Source organism: Caulobacter rhizosphaerae, assembly GCF_010977555.1.
Classification (GTDB): domain Bacteria; phylum Pseudomonadota; class Alphaproteobacteria; order Caulobacterales; family Caulobacteraceae; genus Caulobacter; species Caulobacter rhizosphaerae.
Genome location: NZ_CP048815.1, coordinates 3,128,501 through 3,142,914, shown reverse-complemented (window position 1 = coordinate 3,142,914; position 14,414 = coordinate 3,128,501). Strand labels below are relative to the sequence as shown.

Genomic DNA, 14,414 nt, shown 5'->3' with positions numbered 1-14,414 from the left:
ATGACCTCCAAGTTCCTCGCCGCGACCGTTTCGGGTCTGGCCGCTCTCGCCACGGCGTCGGGCGCCTTCGCCCAGGCCACGCCTCCGACCGCCCCGGCCGCGCCGCCGGTCACCCACGGCGCGCCGATCGCCGGCGTCTGCATCTTCTCGAGCCAAGGCGCCGTCGCCCGCTCGCAGGTGGGCAAGGCCGTCGACGCGCGCCTGAAGACCATCATCTCGCAGGTCAACGCCGAACTGAACGCCGAGCGGACCAGCCTGGAAACCGACGCCAAGGCGTTGGACGCCAAGCGCGCCACCCTGGACCAAAGCGCGCTCGAACAGCAGGCCGCCGCCCTGCAGGTGCGCGGCAACGCCTTCCAGCGCAAGGGCCAGCTGCGCCAGCGCGAAGTCGAGGCCACCGAGCAGAAGCAACTGGCCCGCGTCTATCAGGAACTGGACCCGGCCATCCGCCAGGCCTACCAGGCCAAGACCTGCTCGATCCTGATCGAGCGGGAGTCGGTTCTGCTGGGCAACCCGGCCATGGACATCACCGACTCGGTCGTCGCCGCGGTCGACGCCCGGATCAAGACCCTGACCTTCGATCGCGAACGTCTGGACCAAGCGGCTCCGGGGGCTCAAGCTCTCCAGCCGACGACTCCCAAGAAGTAGTCGAGTCGGCCCGGGCATGACGCCTGGGCCGCTCACGAGAGGACCGATGCCGGACCCGCGCTTTTTCGAAGACCTGGGTCCGGCGACCCTCGCGGAACTGGCCAGCCTGAGCGGTGCTCGGCTGGCCGATCCGGCTGGCGGCGATCACCGGATCTCCCACGTGGCGCCGCTCGAAAGCGCGGGCGTCGGCGCCGTCACCTTCCTGTCCGATCCAAAGCGCCTGGCCGATCTGGCAGGCCTTGATGGCGCGGCCTGTTTCCTGAAGCCCGAACACGCCGACCGCGCGCCGCCCGGCCGCCTCCTGCTGCTGACCAGCCACCCGCAGGCGGCCTGGGCCGCCGCCGCCCAGCGCCTGCACGCCCCACGCCGCCACGACGGCGCTCAGCACGTCCATCCCGACAGCGAACTGGAGGAGGGCGTGACCCTGTCTCCGGGCGTGACCATCGGCCAGGGCGCGCGAATCGGCCGGGGAACCTGGCTGGCGCCAGGCGTGGTGATCGGCCCGGGCGTGACCGTGGGGCGCGACTGCCGGATCGGGGCCAACGCCGTGATCGGTTTCGCCCTGATCGGCGACCGGGTGTCGATCCACGCCGGCGCGGTGATCGGCGAGGCGGGATTCGGCGCGGCCGGCGGGCCCGCGGGCGTCGTCGACCTGCCTCAGCTGGGCCGGGTCGTGCTGCAGGACGGGGTGACGATCGGCGCCAACAGCTGCGTGGACCGCGGCGCCTTTGGCGACACGACCATTGGCGAGAACACCAAGATCGACAATCTCGTCCATGTCGCCCACAACGTCCGGCTCGGTCGCAACTGCGTCGCCGCCGCCTTCACGGGCATTTCCGGCAGCACCGTGGTCGGCGACGGGGTCGCGTTCGGCGGCAAGGCCGGCGTGGCCGATCACCTGACGGTCGGCGCGGGCGCCCAGATCGGCGCCTCGGCGTCGGTCTTCAAGGACGTGCCGGCCGGCGAAACATGGACTGGATTCCCGGCGCGGCCGCTCAAGCGGTGGCTTCGGGAAACCGCGTGGCTGTCGCGCAAGGCGGGCGGCCGTGAATCGAAGGGCTAGGGGCGAAATGAGCCAATCCAAAGTTGAAGAGCCGCTGGCCGACATCGACATCGCCGAGATCCTCAACCGGATCCCGCATCGCTATCCGTTCCTGCTGGTCGACCGGGCCGAGGCGTATCGCCCGCACCAGTCGATCGTGGGCGTCAAGTGCGTGACGATCAACGAGCCGTTCTTCCAGGGCCACTTCCCCGGCAATCCGGTGATGCCGGGCGTGCTGATCATCGAGGCCCTGGCCCAGACGGGCGCGGTGCTGATGAGCAAGTCGCTCGAGGTCGACACCGAAGGCAAGACCATCTTCTTCATGTCGGTCGACAACGCCCGCTTCCGCAATCCGGTGCGGCCCGGCGACGTGATCCGCATGGAGGTCGAGGTGGTCCGCGCCCGCTCCAGCATCTTCAAGTTCAAGGGCGTGGCCAAGGTCGGCGACAAGGTCGCGGCCGAGGCGGAGTTCGCGGCGATGGTGGTGGAGACGCCCAAGGCATGACCCAGATCCATCCCACCGCCATCGTCTCGCCGGGGGCGCAACTGGGCCAGGACGTCGAGGTCGGCGCGTTCTGCACCGTGGGACCCCAGGTCCAGCTAGGCGACGGCGTGCGGCTGGTCTCGCACGTGGTGATCGAGGGCGCGACGCAGATCGGGGCGGGGACCACCGTCCATCCGTTCGCGGTGCTGGGCGGCGCGCCGCAGCATCTGGCCCACAAGGGCGAGGAAACTCGCCTGGTGATCGGCGAGCGCAACATCATCCGCGAGCATGTCACCATGCACACCGGCACGGTTGGCGGCGGCGGGGTGACCAAGATCGGTTCCGACAGCCTCTACATGGTCGGCGCCCATGTGGCCCATGACTGCATCGTCGGCGATCGCGTGACCTTCGCCAACAACGCCACCCTGGGCGGCCACGTGGTGATCGGCGACTTCGTGTTCATGGGCGGGCTGTGCGCCGTCCACCAGTTCACCCGCATCGGCCGCTACTCGTTCGTCGGCGGCGGCGGGGTGGTGACCAAGGACATCATTCCCTACGGCTCGGTGTGGGGCAACCACGCTCACCTGGAAGGCCTGAACCTGGTCGGCCTCAAGCGGCGGGGCTTCACGCGCGAGGCGATCAACGCCCTGCGCGCCGCCTACCGCCTGCTGTTCGCCGACGAAGGCACCTTCCAGGAGCGCCTGGACGACGTGGCCGAAGCCCATGCCGACACGCCCGAGGTGATGGAGATCGTCGATTTCATCCGGTCGGAGGCCAACCGGCCCCTGTGCCTTCCCGAGCGCGAAGTCTAGGAGCGGCCATGCGTAAGCTGGGTCTGATCGCCGGGGGCGGTTCCTTGCCCGTGGAACTGGCGCAGCATTGCGAGGCCGCGGGGCGGCCGTTCGCCGTGATGCGCCTGAAGTCGTTCGCCCAGCCGGTGCTGGCCCGCTATCCCGGCGTCGAAGTGGGACTGGGCGAGTTCGGCAAGGTGTTCAAGGCGCTGCGGGAGGAAGGCTGCGAAGCCGTGTGCTTCGCCGGGGTCGTCGATCGCCCCGACTTCTCGACGATCAAGCCGGATCTGCGCGGCCTGGCCGTGATCCCGGGCCTGGTCAACGCCGCCCGCAAGGGCGACGACGCCCTGCTGCGCCGGCTACTGGCCGAGTTCGAGAAGGAAGGCTTCGCGATCGAGGGCGCCCACGAGGTGCGGGGCGAGATGACCCTGCCGCGCGGGGCTCTGGGCAAGCATGCGCCCAAGGAAACCCACGTCGCCGACATGGACCGGGCGCTGGACGTGGCCCGGGCCATCGGCGCGCTGGACGTCGGGCAGGGCGCTGTGGTCTGCGACGGCCTGGTGCTGGCGGTCGAGGCCCAGGAGGGCACGGACGCCATGCTCCGCCGGGTCGCCGACCTGCCGCACGCCATCCGCGGCAACGCCGAGGCGCCGCGCGGGGTGCTGGCCAAGGCGCCCAAGCCGATCCAGGAGACCAAGGTCGACCTGCCGACCATCGGCGTCGCCACCGTGCAGCGCGCCGCGCGCGCGGGCCTGGCCGGCGTGGTCGGCGAGGCTGGCCGCCTGCTGATCGTCGACCGCGACCAGGTGATCGCCTGCGCCGACGACCTAGGCCTGTTCGTGTACGGGGTCGAACCACGGGCCGACAGATGAGCCCGACGGGCTCAGAGGGGCGGCCGCTGACCGTGATGCTGGTGGCGGCCGAGGCTTCGGGCGACGCCCTGGGCGCCAAGCTGGCCCGCGTGCTGCGCGAGCGTCTCGGCGCCGGCAAGGTCCGCTTCGTCGGCGTCGGCGGGGCCAAGATGGCGGCCGAGGGGATCCATAGCCCGTTCGACATCGCCCAACTGTCCATCCTGGGCATCGTGGAGAGCCTGAAGGCCTATCCGCGCGCCATGGCCCGCCTGAAGGACACCCTGGCCCTGGCGGCCCGGGAAAAGCCCGACGTGGCGGTGCTGATCGACAGCTGGGGCTTCAACATCCGCCTGGCCAAGGCGCTGCGCAGGCAGCACCCGGGCCTGCCGTTGGTCAAGTACGTCGCCCCCCAGGTCTGGGCCTATCACGCAAGCCGCGCCAAGGACCTGGCCGGGGCGGTGGACCTGCTGCTGTCGATCCAGCCGATGGACAAGCCGTATTTCGACGCCGCCGGCCTGGCCAACGTCTTCGTCGGCAACTCGGCCCTGGCCCACGATTTCAGCCGCGCGGACCCGGCCCGGCTGCGCGCCGCGATTGGCGCCGCGCCTGGCGAGCCCATCCTGCTGGTGCTGCCCGGCAGCCGTCCGTCCGAGATCCAGCGGGTCATGCCGCCGTTCGAGGACGCCGTGCGCCGCCTCAAGGCCGATCGACCGGACCTGCACGTGGTCGTGCCCGCCGCCTCGACCGTGGCGCAAAGCGTCAAGGCGCGGGTCGCGGCCTGGCCGTTCCGGGCCCACGTCGTCGAGGACGAGACGCTGAAGGACGACGCCATGGTCGCCGGCACGGTCGCCCTGGCCTGCAGCGGCACGGTGACCACCGAACTGGCCCTGGCCGGCTGTCCGATGGTGGTCGGCTATGTCACCGGCAAGATCACCTACGCCCTGCTGAAATCGATGTTCAAGCCGCGCTGGGTGACCCTGTTCAACATCGCCGCCGACGACACGGTCGCGCCCGAGCGGCTGCAGGACGCCTGCACGGGCCCGGCCCTGGCGGCCGACGTCGCCCGGCGGCTGGACGACCCGGCCCTGCGCGCCGCCCAGATCGCCGCCCAGAACGCCGCCCTCGACAAGATGGGGCGCGGCATGCCCGACCCCTCCGAAGCGGCGGCTTCCGCCCTGCTGGACTTCCTGAGGGCGCGCGGCCTGCTCTAGGCGGCGCGGTCGCGTCCGGGCGTTAAGCAAGCCTTTAAGATCCGCTTCACGGCTCTCGCCTAGGGTGGAGGCCCTGGCGACCGTCCTGTCGCCGGCTGGAGCCCTGGCGTGACGATCTTTTCGGTCACCCCCTTGTCGTCCTTGACGCCGTCCGCCCCCGTCAGCCGGGCCGACCAGGCGGCCGAGGCGCTTGCCCGGATCGCGGTCATCCAATCGGTCGAGACCTTGGGCGCGATGATCGACCAGTCCCAGTCCCAGGCCGACTTGGCCAACCTGGCCAAGGACGCGGTGGGAGAGGGCGAGGCGGGACGCGCCAAGGTCGCCGAAGCCCGCGCCGTGGCCCTTGGACCCGACGTCCAGGTCGAAACCCCCGCTCGCGCCGTCGCCGCGGCCGCCGGCCGAGCCGCCGCCCGGCAGGCGGGTCTGGCGCCCCTGATGGCCGACATGGCCCAGGCCGCCGCCGAGCCCGACACGCCGCGCCAGGTCAAGGCGGCCATCGCGCAGGTCATGGCGCTAGGGACCCGCCTGGATGGCCAGATCAGCGGTCCGGAGATCCGCCAGGCCCTGCAGCGCTCGGGCCTGTTCCTGGAAGCCCGCCTGGCCACCGCCGCTCCCGACGCCCCTCCGCAGCGCCAACAGACCGGCACCCTGACGGCGCCGCCCAAGGCCGTCCCGACCCCGACGCCCAACAGCGACATGAAGGCCGCGCTGCTGGTGTTCCGCGAAGTGGTCAAGACCTGGGCCGACGGCCTGCCGCCGATGGCCGCCCAGGCTGGCGCCACGCCCAATTCAGCGCCGGGCGCCACGCCGAACGCGGCAGCCACGGCGGCGGCGTCCTCCGCCCAACTCGGCGCGCCCCAGGCCCAGGCCACGGCGATCCCGTCGCCGACTCGCCCGACCAGCCAGGTTCCCATGCCGACGGCTTTCGATCGAGAAGCGCCGAATCCGGCCTTGCCCTCGACGGACGCTGCCGCCCGTGGCGCGGTCGCAAGGCCTCCGGGCGGATGGCCCAACGTCAACGCGTCTCCGCAGGCGGCCCGCCTCGCGCCGATGCCGCAACCGCCGGCGCTTCCGGCGTTCGGGGCCATCACGGCCGAGGACCTGCCGCCTCTGCTTCCGGCGCGCATCGCGTCGGCGGTGGCGGCGGCCTATGGCGGACCCGAGGTCGCTTCCGGCCCGCCCTCCCAGACCCCGCCGCCCTATGCCGGCGCTCCGACCCATGCCCAGGCCGCCGCCCAGCCAGGTCTGGCGGCCGGCGCGGGGCCCCACGCCGTCGCTCAGCGCCTTCTGGCCGAGACCGGCGCGGCCCTGGCCCGCACCGAGCTGTTGCAGATCGCTTCGCTCCCGGAGCCGCCCGCCGCTGGCCGGCCGGTGGAGGAGCACGGGCAGCGCTGGGTGTTCGACATGCCGTTCATGACCCCGCAGGGCCCCGCCGCCGCCCAGTTCGAGATCAGCCGCGACGGCGGCGGTTCGGGCGGGGAGGGCGGCCGCGCCCTGGGCCGCACCTGGCGCGCCCGCTTCTCGCTGGACGTCGAGCCGATGGGCCCGGTCCACGCCCAGGTGGCCCTGACCGGCGACCGGGCCCGCGTCTCGTTGTGGGCCGAGCGTCCCGTGGCGATGGCTCGATTGCGGGCCGGCGAGGAGCGGCTGGGCGGCGCTCTGCGCGACGCCGCCCTGGAGCCCGAAATCGCCTTCCACGCCGGTCAGCCGCGCGCCCCGGCCGCCGCGCCGGGCCAGTTCCTGGATCAGGCCACGTGACCGGCGCCATCCGCTCCGCCGGGCCCCGCATCGCCGTGGCCCTGCAGTACGAGGAGCCCAACGCCCCGCGCGTGGTCGCCTCCGGCCGCGGCTGGGTGGGCGACAAGATCATCGAGACCGCCCGCGAGCACGGCGTGCCGATCGAGGAGAACCCGGCCCTGGCCCAGGCCCTGTCGACCATCGAACTCGACGAGGAGATCCCCGAGGCGCTCTATGTCGCGGTGGCCGAGATCCTGGGCTTCATCCTGCGTAGCGCCGAGGGACGGTAGCGCCGTCGAGAGACGGCCTTCAGACCCGCCGCACGGGTTGGCGGATCACGGTCCTGAGCTTTTCCGGTGCCGTCTTGCGCGGGTCGCTCAGATAGACCTCATGATGCCGCCCGGCGAAATCGTAGCCGCCGGCGGGCATGATCTCGCCGTGCAGCCTGGCGAGCAGCGGCCCCTCGTCGTCGTAGGCGCCCACGTGCAGGGCCTGCAGGCAGAGGCCTTCCTCCAGGCGTTCGAGCCTCAAACTTCCAGGAAGGCCGCCGAGCTTCTCCAGCGCCTTGCTCCGGGCGGCCTGGAAGGCCTCGTCGTCCACAGGGTCGGGCAGCATGATCGTCATGGTCCAGTCCCATTCGTCCTTGCGGCGCGCGGTGAAGCTTTCGGGATCGGGCGCCGACCAAAGCCCTTCCAGCGGCGGCACGACGAAGTCCCTGCCGTTGGCCTTGCTGGCGAACTTGATCGTGAAGGCTGTCGTGTACAGGCTCTCGACGGCCAGCCGGTAGGCCGGGACCGTGTTCGGGTCGCCGTGGCCGTCCACCATCAGGTAGGAGACCGGCGGCGCCTCAATCGTCACGAAGCGGCCGAGTGGCGCGGTGAAGAGCGCCTTCCGTGTCTTCTTCAGGTCCAGCTTTTCCATCTACCCTCGCGGCGTCCTAGTCTCGGGCGGCGGCCGTCTCCGGGCCCAAGGTTGCACAAGGGGAGCCTGATTCAGGCGGCAATGGCGGCCGAAGCCGTCGTCTCGGACAAGAAAAAGGCCCCGCTTTCGCGAGGCCTTTTCCAATTCAGCGATGTCGAAGCGCCTAGCCGCGCTTGTCGACCGCCACGTAGTCGCGTTGCGTCGCGCCGGTGTAGAGCTGGCGCGGGCGGCCGATCTTGCGCGAGGGATCCTCGAACATTTCCTTCCACTGGCTGATCCAGCCGACGGTGCGGGCCAGGGCGAACAGCACGGTGAACATGTTGGTCGGGAAGCCCATGGCGCGCAGGGTGATGCCCGAATAGAAGTCGATGTTCGGGTACAGCTTGCGGTCGATGAAGTACTGGTCGCTGAGCGCGACCTTCTCCAGCTCCATGGCCACGTGCAGCAGCGGGTCGTTGATACCCAGCTGCTCCAGCACCTCGTAGCAGGTCTTCTGCATGACCTTGGCGCGCGGGTCGAAGTTCTTGTACACGCGGTGGCCGAAGCCCATCAGCTTGTACTTCTTGTCCTTCACGCCCTGCACGAAGGCGGGGATGTTCTCGACCGAGCCGATCTCCTCCAGCATCTCCAGGGCTTCCTGGTTGGCGCCGCCGTGCGACGGGCCCCAGAGGCAGGCGATGCCGGCGGCGATGCAGGCGAACGGGTGGGCGCCCGACGAACCGGCCAGGCGGACGGTCGAGGTCGAGGCGTTCTGCTCGTGGTCGGCGTGCAGGATGAAGATGCGGTCCATGGCGCGGGTCAAGACGGGGTTGGGAACCCAGTCCTCGGCCGGCACCGAGAAGCACATGCGCAGGAAGTTTTCCGAGTAGCTGAGCTCGTTGCGCGGCGTCACGAACGGACGGCCCTGCGAGTATTGGAAGGCGCGCGCGGCGATGGTCGGCATCTTGGCGATCAGGCGATGGGCGCTGATCTCGCGCTGCTTGGGGTCATCGACGTTCAGGCTGTCGGCGTAGAAGGCCGACAGGGCGCCGACCGCGCCGGTCATCACGGCCATCGGGTGGGCGTCGCGGCGGAAGCCCTGGAAGAAGCTGTCGAACTGGGCGTGCAGCATCGTGTGGTAGGTGATGTTGCGTTCGAACTTGGTGAATTCCTCGGCCGTCGGCAGTTCGCCGTTCAGCAGCAGGTGGCAGACTTCCAGGAACGAGGACTTCTCGGCCAGCTGGTCGATCGGATAGCCGCGGTGCAGCAAAATGCCGGCGTCGCCGTCGATATAGGTGATCTTGCTTTCGCACGACGCCGTCGAGGTGAAGCCCGGATCGAAGGTGAAGTGGTCGGAGTCGCCATACAGCTTCCGCACGTCCAGGACGTCCGGACCCGTGCTGCCCTTGAGGATCGGCAGGTCGTAGTTCTTGTCGCCGATCGTCAGCGTGGCTTTGTCGGTCATGCGAGAGACCCCTTCAATGATGGAACGATCAGTCCAGTTTTCGATTTCGCGGTTGCGTTATAGCGCCTCATGCGCGCGACGCCAGGGCGTCGTCAAGGCGCCCTAGAGACTCCTCGCGACCCAGCGCGGCCATGATCTTGTTCAGGTCGGGCGCCTGGGCCCCGCCGGTGAGGATCCCACGCAGCGACGGCCCGAACTTGCCAAAGCCCACGCCCTCGGATTCCGCGAAGGATTTCAACAGGGTTTCCAGCTCAGACACGCCCCAGGCCGGGGCCGCGCCTAACTGGGCCCGCAGGCGGGCCAGGCGCTCGACGGTCTCGTCGGTCAATTGCTTGACGGTCTTTTCTTCCAGGACCAGCGGACGCACCTTCAGCGCGAAGGCGCAGTGCTCGGCCAACTCCAGGACGGTCTTGGCGCCTTCCTTGACCTGCGGCACGACCGCCAGCAGGCGCTGGGCGGCGTCGGCCGGCAGCTCGGCGTTCTGGGCCTGCAGGGCTTTCAGGGTCAGGTCGGCCAGGCGGGCGTCGTCCGCCTGGCGCAGGTGCTGGCCATTGATGAAGTTCAGCTTGGCCCAGTCCAGGCGGGCCGGGGCCTTGACCACGTCCTTGACGTCGAACCAGGCGATCGCCTGTTCGTCGCTGAACACCTCGTCGTCTCCATGGCCCCAGCCCAGGCGCGCCAGGTAGTTGCGCATGCCCTCGGGGATGTAGCCCATGTCGGCGAACTCGCCGACCGCCTGGGCGCCGTGGCGCTTGCTGAGCTTGGCGCCGTCGGGGCCGTGGATCAGCGGGATGTGGCCGAAGGCCGGCAGGGTCCAGCCATTGGCCTGGTAGATCAGGGTCTGGCGGGCGGCGTTGTTCAGGTGGTCGTCGCCGCGGATCACGTGGGTGACGCCCATGTCGTGGTCGTCGACCACCACGGCCAGGTTGTAGGTCGGGGCGCCGTCGGCGCGCAGCAGCACCAGGTCGTCCAGGTCGGCGTTGTTGAAGGTCACCGGACCCTTGACCAGGTCGTCGACCAGGGTCGTGCCCTCGGTCGGACCCTTGAAGCGGATGACGTGCGGCAGGCTGGGGTCGTTGGGCGGCGGGGCGTCGCGCCAGGGCGAGCGCAGGGCGGGGCCGCCGGCCCGCGCGGCCTCGCGGGCCGCGGCCAGTTCCTCGACGGTCATCCAGCAGCGATAGGCGCGGCCGGCGGCCAGCATCTCCTCCACCACGGCGCGGTGGCGGTCGGCGCGGCTATACTGGAAGACCACCTCGTCGTCCGACTTCAGGCCCAGCCAGTCCAGGCCCTCGAAGATCGCGGCGACGGCCGCCTCGGTCGAACGCTCGCGATCGGTGTCCTCGACGCGAACAAGGAACTTCCCACCCGTATGGCGTGCATATAACCAGTTGAACAGCGCGGTGCGTGCGCCGCCGATATGCAGGAAGCCGGTTGGCGACGGGGCGAAGCGGGTGACGACGCCTGAGGGGGGCGAGGGGGAATTGGTCATCGGGATCAAGGCTGACGAACTGGAGGCCACGGACGTGGCGAGGACGTCACCGGACATGTCCGGTGGCTGGGCGGCGCGTCTTAGCACGCGTCTTCGCGCGCGTCCTAGCGTGGGAGCGGTAACAGCTTCGCTGATCGACGAGATCGACGCCAATCGCGAGCGCTGGATGCTGTGGTCGCCGGTGGCCTTCGGCCTCGGCGCGGCCGGCTACCTGGAACTGAGGGCCGAGCCGTCCTGGGCGTTGCTGGCCGGACTGGCGGCCGGATTGGCGATTCTGGCGGCGCTGATCGGGCGGCGGTCGGCGACGGGGCTGTCGGTGGTCCTGGTGCTGGCGACCTTCCTGGCGGCCGGGGCGCTGGCCGGCAAGGTCCGCTCGCACGCGGTGGCCGCGCCGATCCTGGCGGGCGAGCGGACGGTGATGACGATCGACGGCTTCGTGGTCGACGTGGTCAGTCCCGGCGCGGGCGGGCCGCGGCTGCTGATCGCGCCGGTGTGGATCAGCCGCCTGGCTCCGGGGGACACGCCCAAGCGAGTGCGGGTGACCGTCGAGGCCGAGGACATCCCCGCGCCCGGCCAGGCGATCCGCCTGCGGGCCATGCTGGGACCGCCGCCGCCGCCGGCCGCGCCGGGAGCCTACGACTTCGCCCGCGACGCCTGGTTCCACGGCGTGGGCGGCGTCGGCTTCGCGATCGGACAGTCCCAACCCGCCACCCTGGACCCGCCGCCGTGGCGCCTGCGGGCGGCCATGGCGGTCAACGCCTTCCGCTGGCGGCTGGCCAGCCGCATCGTCGAGGACATGGGCGTGGCGCGCGGCGGCGTCGCCGCGGCCATGGTCACCGGCCACGAGGCCTGGATCACCCAGGACCAGACCGACGCCATGCGCGCTTCGGGCCTGGCCCACATCCTGTCGATCTCGGGCCTGCACATGGCCATCGTCGGCGGTTTCGCCTTTGGCCTGGTGCGGCTGCTGATCGCCGCCTGGCCCTGGGCGGCGCTGCGGGTTCCGGGCAAGAAGGTCGCGGCCGTGGCGGGCCTGGCGGCCGTCGCGACCTATCTGGTCATTTCGGGCGCGCCGCCGCCGGCCCTGCGGGCGGCGATCACCGCCACGGTGGCCTTCGCCGCCATCCTGTTCGACCGGCAGGCCATCACCCTGCATGGGCTGGCGATCGCCGCCCTGGTCATCCTGATCGTCCAGCCGGAGTCCGCGGGCGCGCCAGGGTTCCAGATGTCGTTCGCCGCCACCGCCGCCCTGGTGGCCCTGGCCGAGGCCTGGCCGCGCCCGGTGCGGGAGATTTCCGCCCCCTGGTGGATCCGGGCCATCCAGGGCGCGCTCAGCTGGCTGGCGGTCAGCGTCGGCGCCAGTTTCGTGGCCGGCATGGCGACCGGGCCGTTCGCCATGCAGCACTTCAACCGCGTCGCCGTCTGGGGACTGCCGGCCAACCTGCTGGTCGCGCCGCTGTCGTCGTTCGTGATCATGCCGTTCCTGGCCCTGGGCGCGGCGCTGGAGCCCTTCGGCCTGGGCCGGCCGTTCCTGGCGATCGCCGGCTGGGGCATCGCCGCGATGATGGGGATCGCCAACGGCTTCGCCAGCGCCGGCGGCGCCCAGAAGGTGGTGGCCAGCGGCCCGCCGTTCACCCTGGCCCTGGCCTTCGTCGGCCTGATGCTGCTGTGCCTGTGGCGCGGCCGCCTGCGCTGGCTGGGCGCGCCCCTGGCCCTGGCCGTGGCTCTGTGGCCGCGCGCGGCGCCGCCCGACGCCTGGATTGCGCCGGACGGGACCACGGCGGCCGTGCGCCTGGGCCGCGAGGCGGTGCTGCTGCGGCCTGACGCCCGCCGCTTCGGAGCCGAGCTGTGGAGCCGCCGCCGCGGCCTGGCCCTGCCGGACAGCATCGCGCCCAGCCCGCTCTACGCCTGCGACCGGCGATCCTGCGCTCCCGCCGCCGGCGCGCCCGTGGCCCTGGCCCTGTCGTGGAGCAAGGCCGCGTCCGACGCCGACGGCCTGGCGGCGATGTGCGCCGAGGCCGAGATCGTGGTGCTGCGCGGCGTCGCGCCACCCGTCCCGCCGGCCTGCCGTGACCGCATCGTGCTCGACGCCGACGACTTCGCCGCGGGTGGGGCGGCCGAGCTCTATCGGCGCGGCGGCGAATGGTGGATCGTCTGGGCCCAGCCGTTGAGGGGCGTCCGGCCGTGGACTGGACCGCCGCCTGAACCCCGGTGGATGCCCGACGGGCCGATGACCCGTTCGCCGAACGCAAAGGCCTTCTGAGCCGAGCGGCGCTTCGGGCGTTTAGGCCGGGACGAGCGATGGAGACGATCATGGAGCGGGAAGGCGGGTGCGCGTGCCGGGCGGTGCGCTATGTCACGACCGGCGGACCGCTGCGGGTTGGGCTGTGCCACTGCCTGACCTGCCGCAAGCGCCATGGCGCGCCGTTCAACGCCTTTGCGGCGTTCCGGGCGGACAAGGTGCGGATCGAGGGGGCGCCGGCGATCTGGACCGGCGCCGAGCACGGCCTGATCCACGGCTGCCCGACCTGCGGCTCGCCGTTGTTCTGGACGGCGGCCTCCTGGCCTGAGAATGGCGAGGCCGACGGCGAGATCGAGATCCACCTGGGCGGGCTGGACGAGATCGGCCAGTTCACGCCGCAGTACGAGGTCTGGGTCAAGCGTCGCGAGCCCTGGCTGCCGCCGCTGAACGTGCCGCAATATGTGGAGAACCGGCCGGCGGGGATGGCGACCTAGGGGGCTTTCGTTCCATCGCCCAAACTCCGCTCATCCCAGCGAATGCCAGGACCCAGATGGCATGGTCGAGCGCCAAAACAGAAAGACGCCGAGTCCGTCCAATCAGACTCGGCGCCCTACGATCTGGGTCCCCGCATTCGCCGGGATGAGCGGATGAATCTAGTGATACCGTCGGATCAGCCCCACCAGCTTGCCCTGCACCTCGACCTGGTCGGGACCGAAGATGCGGGTTTCGTACTTGGGGTTGGCGGCCTCCAGGGCGATCGAGCCGCCCTTCTTGCGCAGGCGCTTGAGGGTGGCTTCCTCGCCGACCAGGGCGACGACGATCTCGCCGCTGTTGGCCGTGTCGCCCTTGCGGATGATCACATAGTCGCCGTCCAGGATGCCAGCCTCGATCATCGAGTCGCCCTGAACCTCCAGCACATAGTGCTCGCCGGCCCCCAGCATGGTCTCGGGCACCGGCAGGCGTTCGCGTTCGTGCTGGATGGCGTCGATGGGCGTACCGGCGGCGATGCGGCCCAGAATCGGCAGCTCGCGGGTGTTGTCGGCGGCGATCGGCGCCGGCGCGGCCGGAGCCTGGCCGCCGCCTTCCAGCACCTGGGGCTTGAAAGCGCCGCGGCCCTTCGGCGGCGCGGCCGCGGTGGCCTGCTGCGGCAGCTTGACCACTTCCAGCGCCCGGGCCCGGTGAGCCAGGCGGCGGATGAAGCCGCGCTCCTCCAGCGCCGTGATCAGCCGGTGGATGCCCGACTTGGACGCCAGGTCCAGCGCCTCCTTCATCTCGTCGAAGGAGGGGGAGACGCCGGTCTCCTTGATCCGTTCGTGGATGAACATCAGCAGCTCGTGCTGCTTGCGCGTGAGCATGTCCGGCCTCGCCAGTCGTCGCGGAACAAACCGCAAACCTCTGTGAATGTTCTCTAGGTGTTCTTCGTTGATGTCAAGTTAACGGTGTTCGGCGGAGAGGCGGTCGAATTCGCCTGTAAATTCAAGCCTCGGGCGTCCCGGATCGAACATCCAGGCGGGCTGGAGCGCAGCACATTACCGAGAATCGGTCCCGCACGCC

The 14,414-nt window shown here is 70.8% G+C and carries 14 protein-coding genes; 10 read left to right on the top strand and 4 right to left on the bottom strand.

From position 1 onward, the window contains the following. The 8 genes from G3M57_RS14300 to G3M57_RS14265 all read left to right on the top strand — a co-directional run bounded on the left by G3M57_RS14300 (position 1) and on the right by G3M57_RS14265 (position 7,054). On the top strand, positions 1-648 hold the full coding sequence (locus tag G3M57_RS14300; RefSeq protein WP_057184064.1) for an OmpH family outer membrane protein: 648 nt from the start codon (positions 1-3) through the stop codon (positions 646-648). Positions 649-694: 46 nt separating this feature from the next. Next, complete coding sequence (gene lpxD, locus G3M57_RS14295; protein WP_163231296.1) at positions 695-1,711, top strand: UDP-3-O-(3-hydroxymyristoyl)glucosamine N-acyltransferase; 1,017 nt, start codon at positions 695-697, stop codon at positions 1,709-1,711. Between the two features lie 7 nt (positions 1,712-1,718). Then, positions 1,719-2,195: a 3-hydroxyacyl-ACP dehydratase FabZ gene (gene fabZ, locus G3M57_RS14290; protein ID WP_056750120.1), complete on the top strand. Its 477-nt coding sequence runs from the start codon at positions 1,719-1,721 to the stop codon at positions 2,193-2,195. Next, entirely contained in the window at positions 2,192-2,986 is a 795-nt protein-coding gene (gene lpxA, locus G3M57_RS14285) for an acyl-ACP--UDP-N-acetylglucosamine O-acyltransferase (RefSeq protein WP_163231294.1), read from the top strand. Before fabZ ends, lpxA begins: the two co-directional genes overlap by 4 nt. Positions 2,987-2,994: 8 nt before the next feature. Next, complete coding sequence (gene lpxI / locus G3M57_RS14280) at positions 2,995-3,837, top strand: UDP-2,3-diacylglucosamine diphosphatase (RefSeq protein WP_163231292.1); 843 nt, start codon at positions 2,995-2,997, stop codon at positions 3,835-3,837. Continuing rightward, positions 3,834-5,027, top strand: a complete 1,194-nt coding sequence (lpxB, locus tag G3M57_RS14275; RefSeq protein WP_056750130.1) for a lipid-A-disaccharide synthase — start codon at positions 3,834-3,836, stop codon at positions 5,025-5,027. Before lpxI ends, lpxB begins: the two co-directional genes overlap by 4 nt. A 108-nt stretch (positions 5,028-5,135) precedes the next feature. Next, complete coding sequence (gene fliK, locus G3M57_RS14270; protein ID WP_163231290.1) at positions 5,136-6,785, top strand: flagellar hook-length control protein FliK; 1,650 nt, start codon at positions 5,136-5,138, stop codon at positions 6,783-6,785. Then, positions 6,782-7,054 (top strand): EscU/YscU/HrcU family type III secretion system export apparatus switch protein, encoded by a 273-nt coding sequence (locus G3M57_RS14265; RefSeq protein WP_028037594.1) that lies wholly within the window; start codon positions 6,782-6,784, stop codon positions 7,052-7,054. The genes fliK and G3M57_RS14265 overlap by 4 nt, the downstream gene beginning before the upstream one ends. A 19-nt stretch (positions 7,055-7,073) precedes the next feature. Here the strand turns inward: G3M57_RS14265 and G3M57_RS14260 are convergent, their stop codons facing one another. The 3 genes from G3M57_RS14260 to gltX all read right to left on the bottom strand — a co-directional run bounded on the left by G3M57_RS14260 (position 7,074) and on the right by gltX (position 10,618). Then, positions 7,074-7,685, bottom strand: coding sequence for a GyrI-like domain-containing protein (locus G3M57_RS14260; RefSeq protein ID WP_056750139.1), 612 nt, complete (start codon positions 7,683-7,685; stop codon positions 7,074-7,076). A gap of 163 nt (positions 7,686-7,848) precedes the next feature. Continuing rightward, a complete protein-coding gene (gltA, locus tag G3M57_RS14255) occupies positions 7,849-9,129 on the bottom strand; it encodes a citrate synthase (RefSeq protein ID WP_035074918.1) in 1,281 nt (426 codons plus the stop codon). Between the two features lie 67 nt (positions 9,130-9,196). Next, positions 9,197-10,618, bottom strand: a complete 1,422-nt coding sequence (gene gltX / locus G3M57_RS14250; RefSeq protein WP_163231288.1) for a glutamate--tRNA ligase — start codon at positions 10,616-10,618, stop codon at positions 9,197-9,199. A 55-nt stretch (positions 10,619-10,673) separates the two neighbouring features. Between gltX and G3M57_RS14245 the strand changes: the two genes are divergently transcribed. Both G3M57_RS14245 and G3M57_RS14240 read left to right on the top strand, forming a co-directional pair. After that, positions 10,674-12,881, top strand: coding sequence for a ComEC/Rec2 family competence protein (locus G3M57_RS14245; RefSeq protein ID WP_163231286.1), 2,208 nt, complete (start codon positions 10,674-10,676; stop codon positions 12,879-12,881). A gap of 38 nt (positions 12,882-12,919) precedes the next feature. Further along, on the top strand, positions 12,920-13,354 hold the full coding sequence (locus G3M57_RS14240; RefSeq protein WP_230983806.1) for a GFA family protein: 435 nt from the start codon (positions 12,920-12,922) through the stop codon (positions 13,352-13,354). Between the two features lie 159 nt (positions 13,355-13,513). Here G3M57_RS14240 and lexA read toward each other — a convergent pair whose 3' ends face one another. Continuing rightward, entirely contained in the window at positions 13,514-14,215 is a 702-nt protein-coding gene (gene lexA, locus G3M57_RS14235) for a transcriptional repressor LexA (protein WP_056750145.1), read from the bottom strand. Positions 14,216-14,414: the final 199 nt, after the last annotated feature.

Excerpts from the sequence above, each read along its gene's own strand:
- G3M57_RS14300 (WP_057184064.1), top strand. The coding sequence starts at position 1 with ATGACCTCCAAGTTCCTCGCCGCGACCGTTTCGGGTCTGGCCGCTCTC.
- lpxD (WP_163231296.1), top strand. The coding sequence starts at position 695 with ATGCCGGACCCGCGCTTTTTCGAAGACCTGGGTCCGGCGACCCTCGCG.
- fabZ (WP_056750120.1), top strand. The coding sequence starts at position 1,719 with ATGAGCCAATCCAAAGTTGAAGAGCCGCTGGCCGACATCGACATCGCC.
- lpxA (WP_163231294.1), top strand. The coding sequence starts at position 2,192 with ATGACCCAGATCCATCCCACCGCCATCGTCTCGCCGGGGGCGCAACTG.
- lpxI (WP_163231292.1), top strand. The coding sequence starts at position 2,995 with ATGCGTAAGCTGGGTCTGATCGCCGGGGGCGGTTCCTTGCCCGTGGAA.
- lpxB (WP_056750130.1), top strand. The coding sequence starts at position 3,834 with ATGAGCCCGACGGGCTCAGAGGGGCGGCCGCTGACCGTGATGCTGGTG.
- G3M57_RS14260 (WP_056750139.1), bottom strand. The coding sequence starts at position 7,685 with ATGGAAAAGCTGGACCTGAAGAAGACACGGAAGGCGCTCTTCACCGCG.
- gltA (WP_035074918.1), bottom strand. The coding sequence starts at position 9,129 with ATGACCGACAAAGCCACGCTGACGATCGGCGACAAGAACTACGACCTG.
- gltX (WP_163231288.1), bottom strand. The coding sequence starts at position 10,618 with ATGACCAATTCCCCCTCGCCCCCCTCAGGCGTCGTCACCCGCTTCGCC.
- G3M57_RS14245 (WP_163231286.1), top strand. The coding sequence starts at position 10,674 with ATGTCCGGTGGCTGGGCGGCGCGTCTTAGCACGCGTCTTCGCGCGCGT.
- G3M57_RS14240 (WP_230983806.1), top strand. The coding sequence starts at position 12,920 with ATGGAGACGATCATGGAGCGGGAAGGCGGGTGCGCGTGCCGGGCGGTG.
- lexA (WP_056750145.1), bottom strand. The coding sequence starts at position 14,215 with ATGCTCACGCGCAAGCAGCACGAGCTGCTGATGTTCATCCACGAACGG.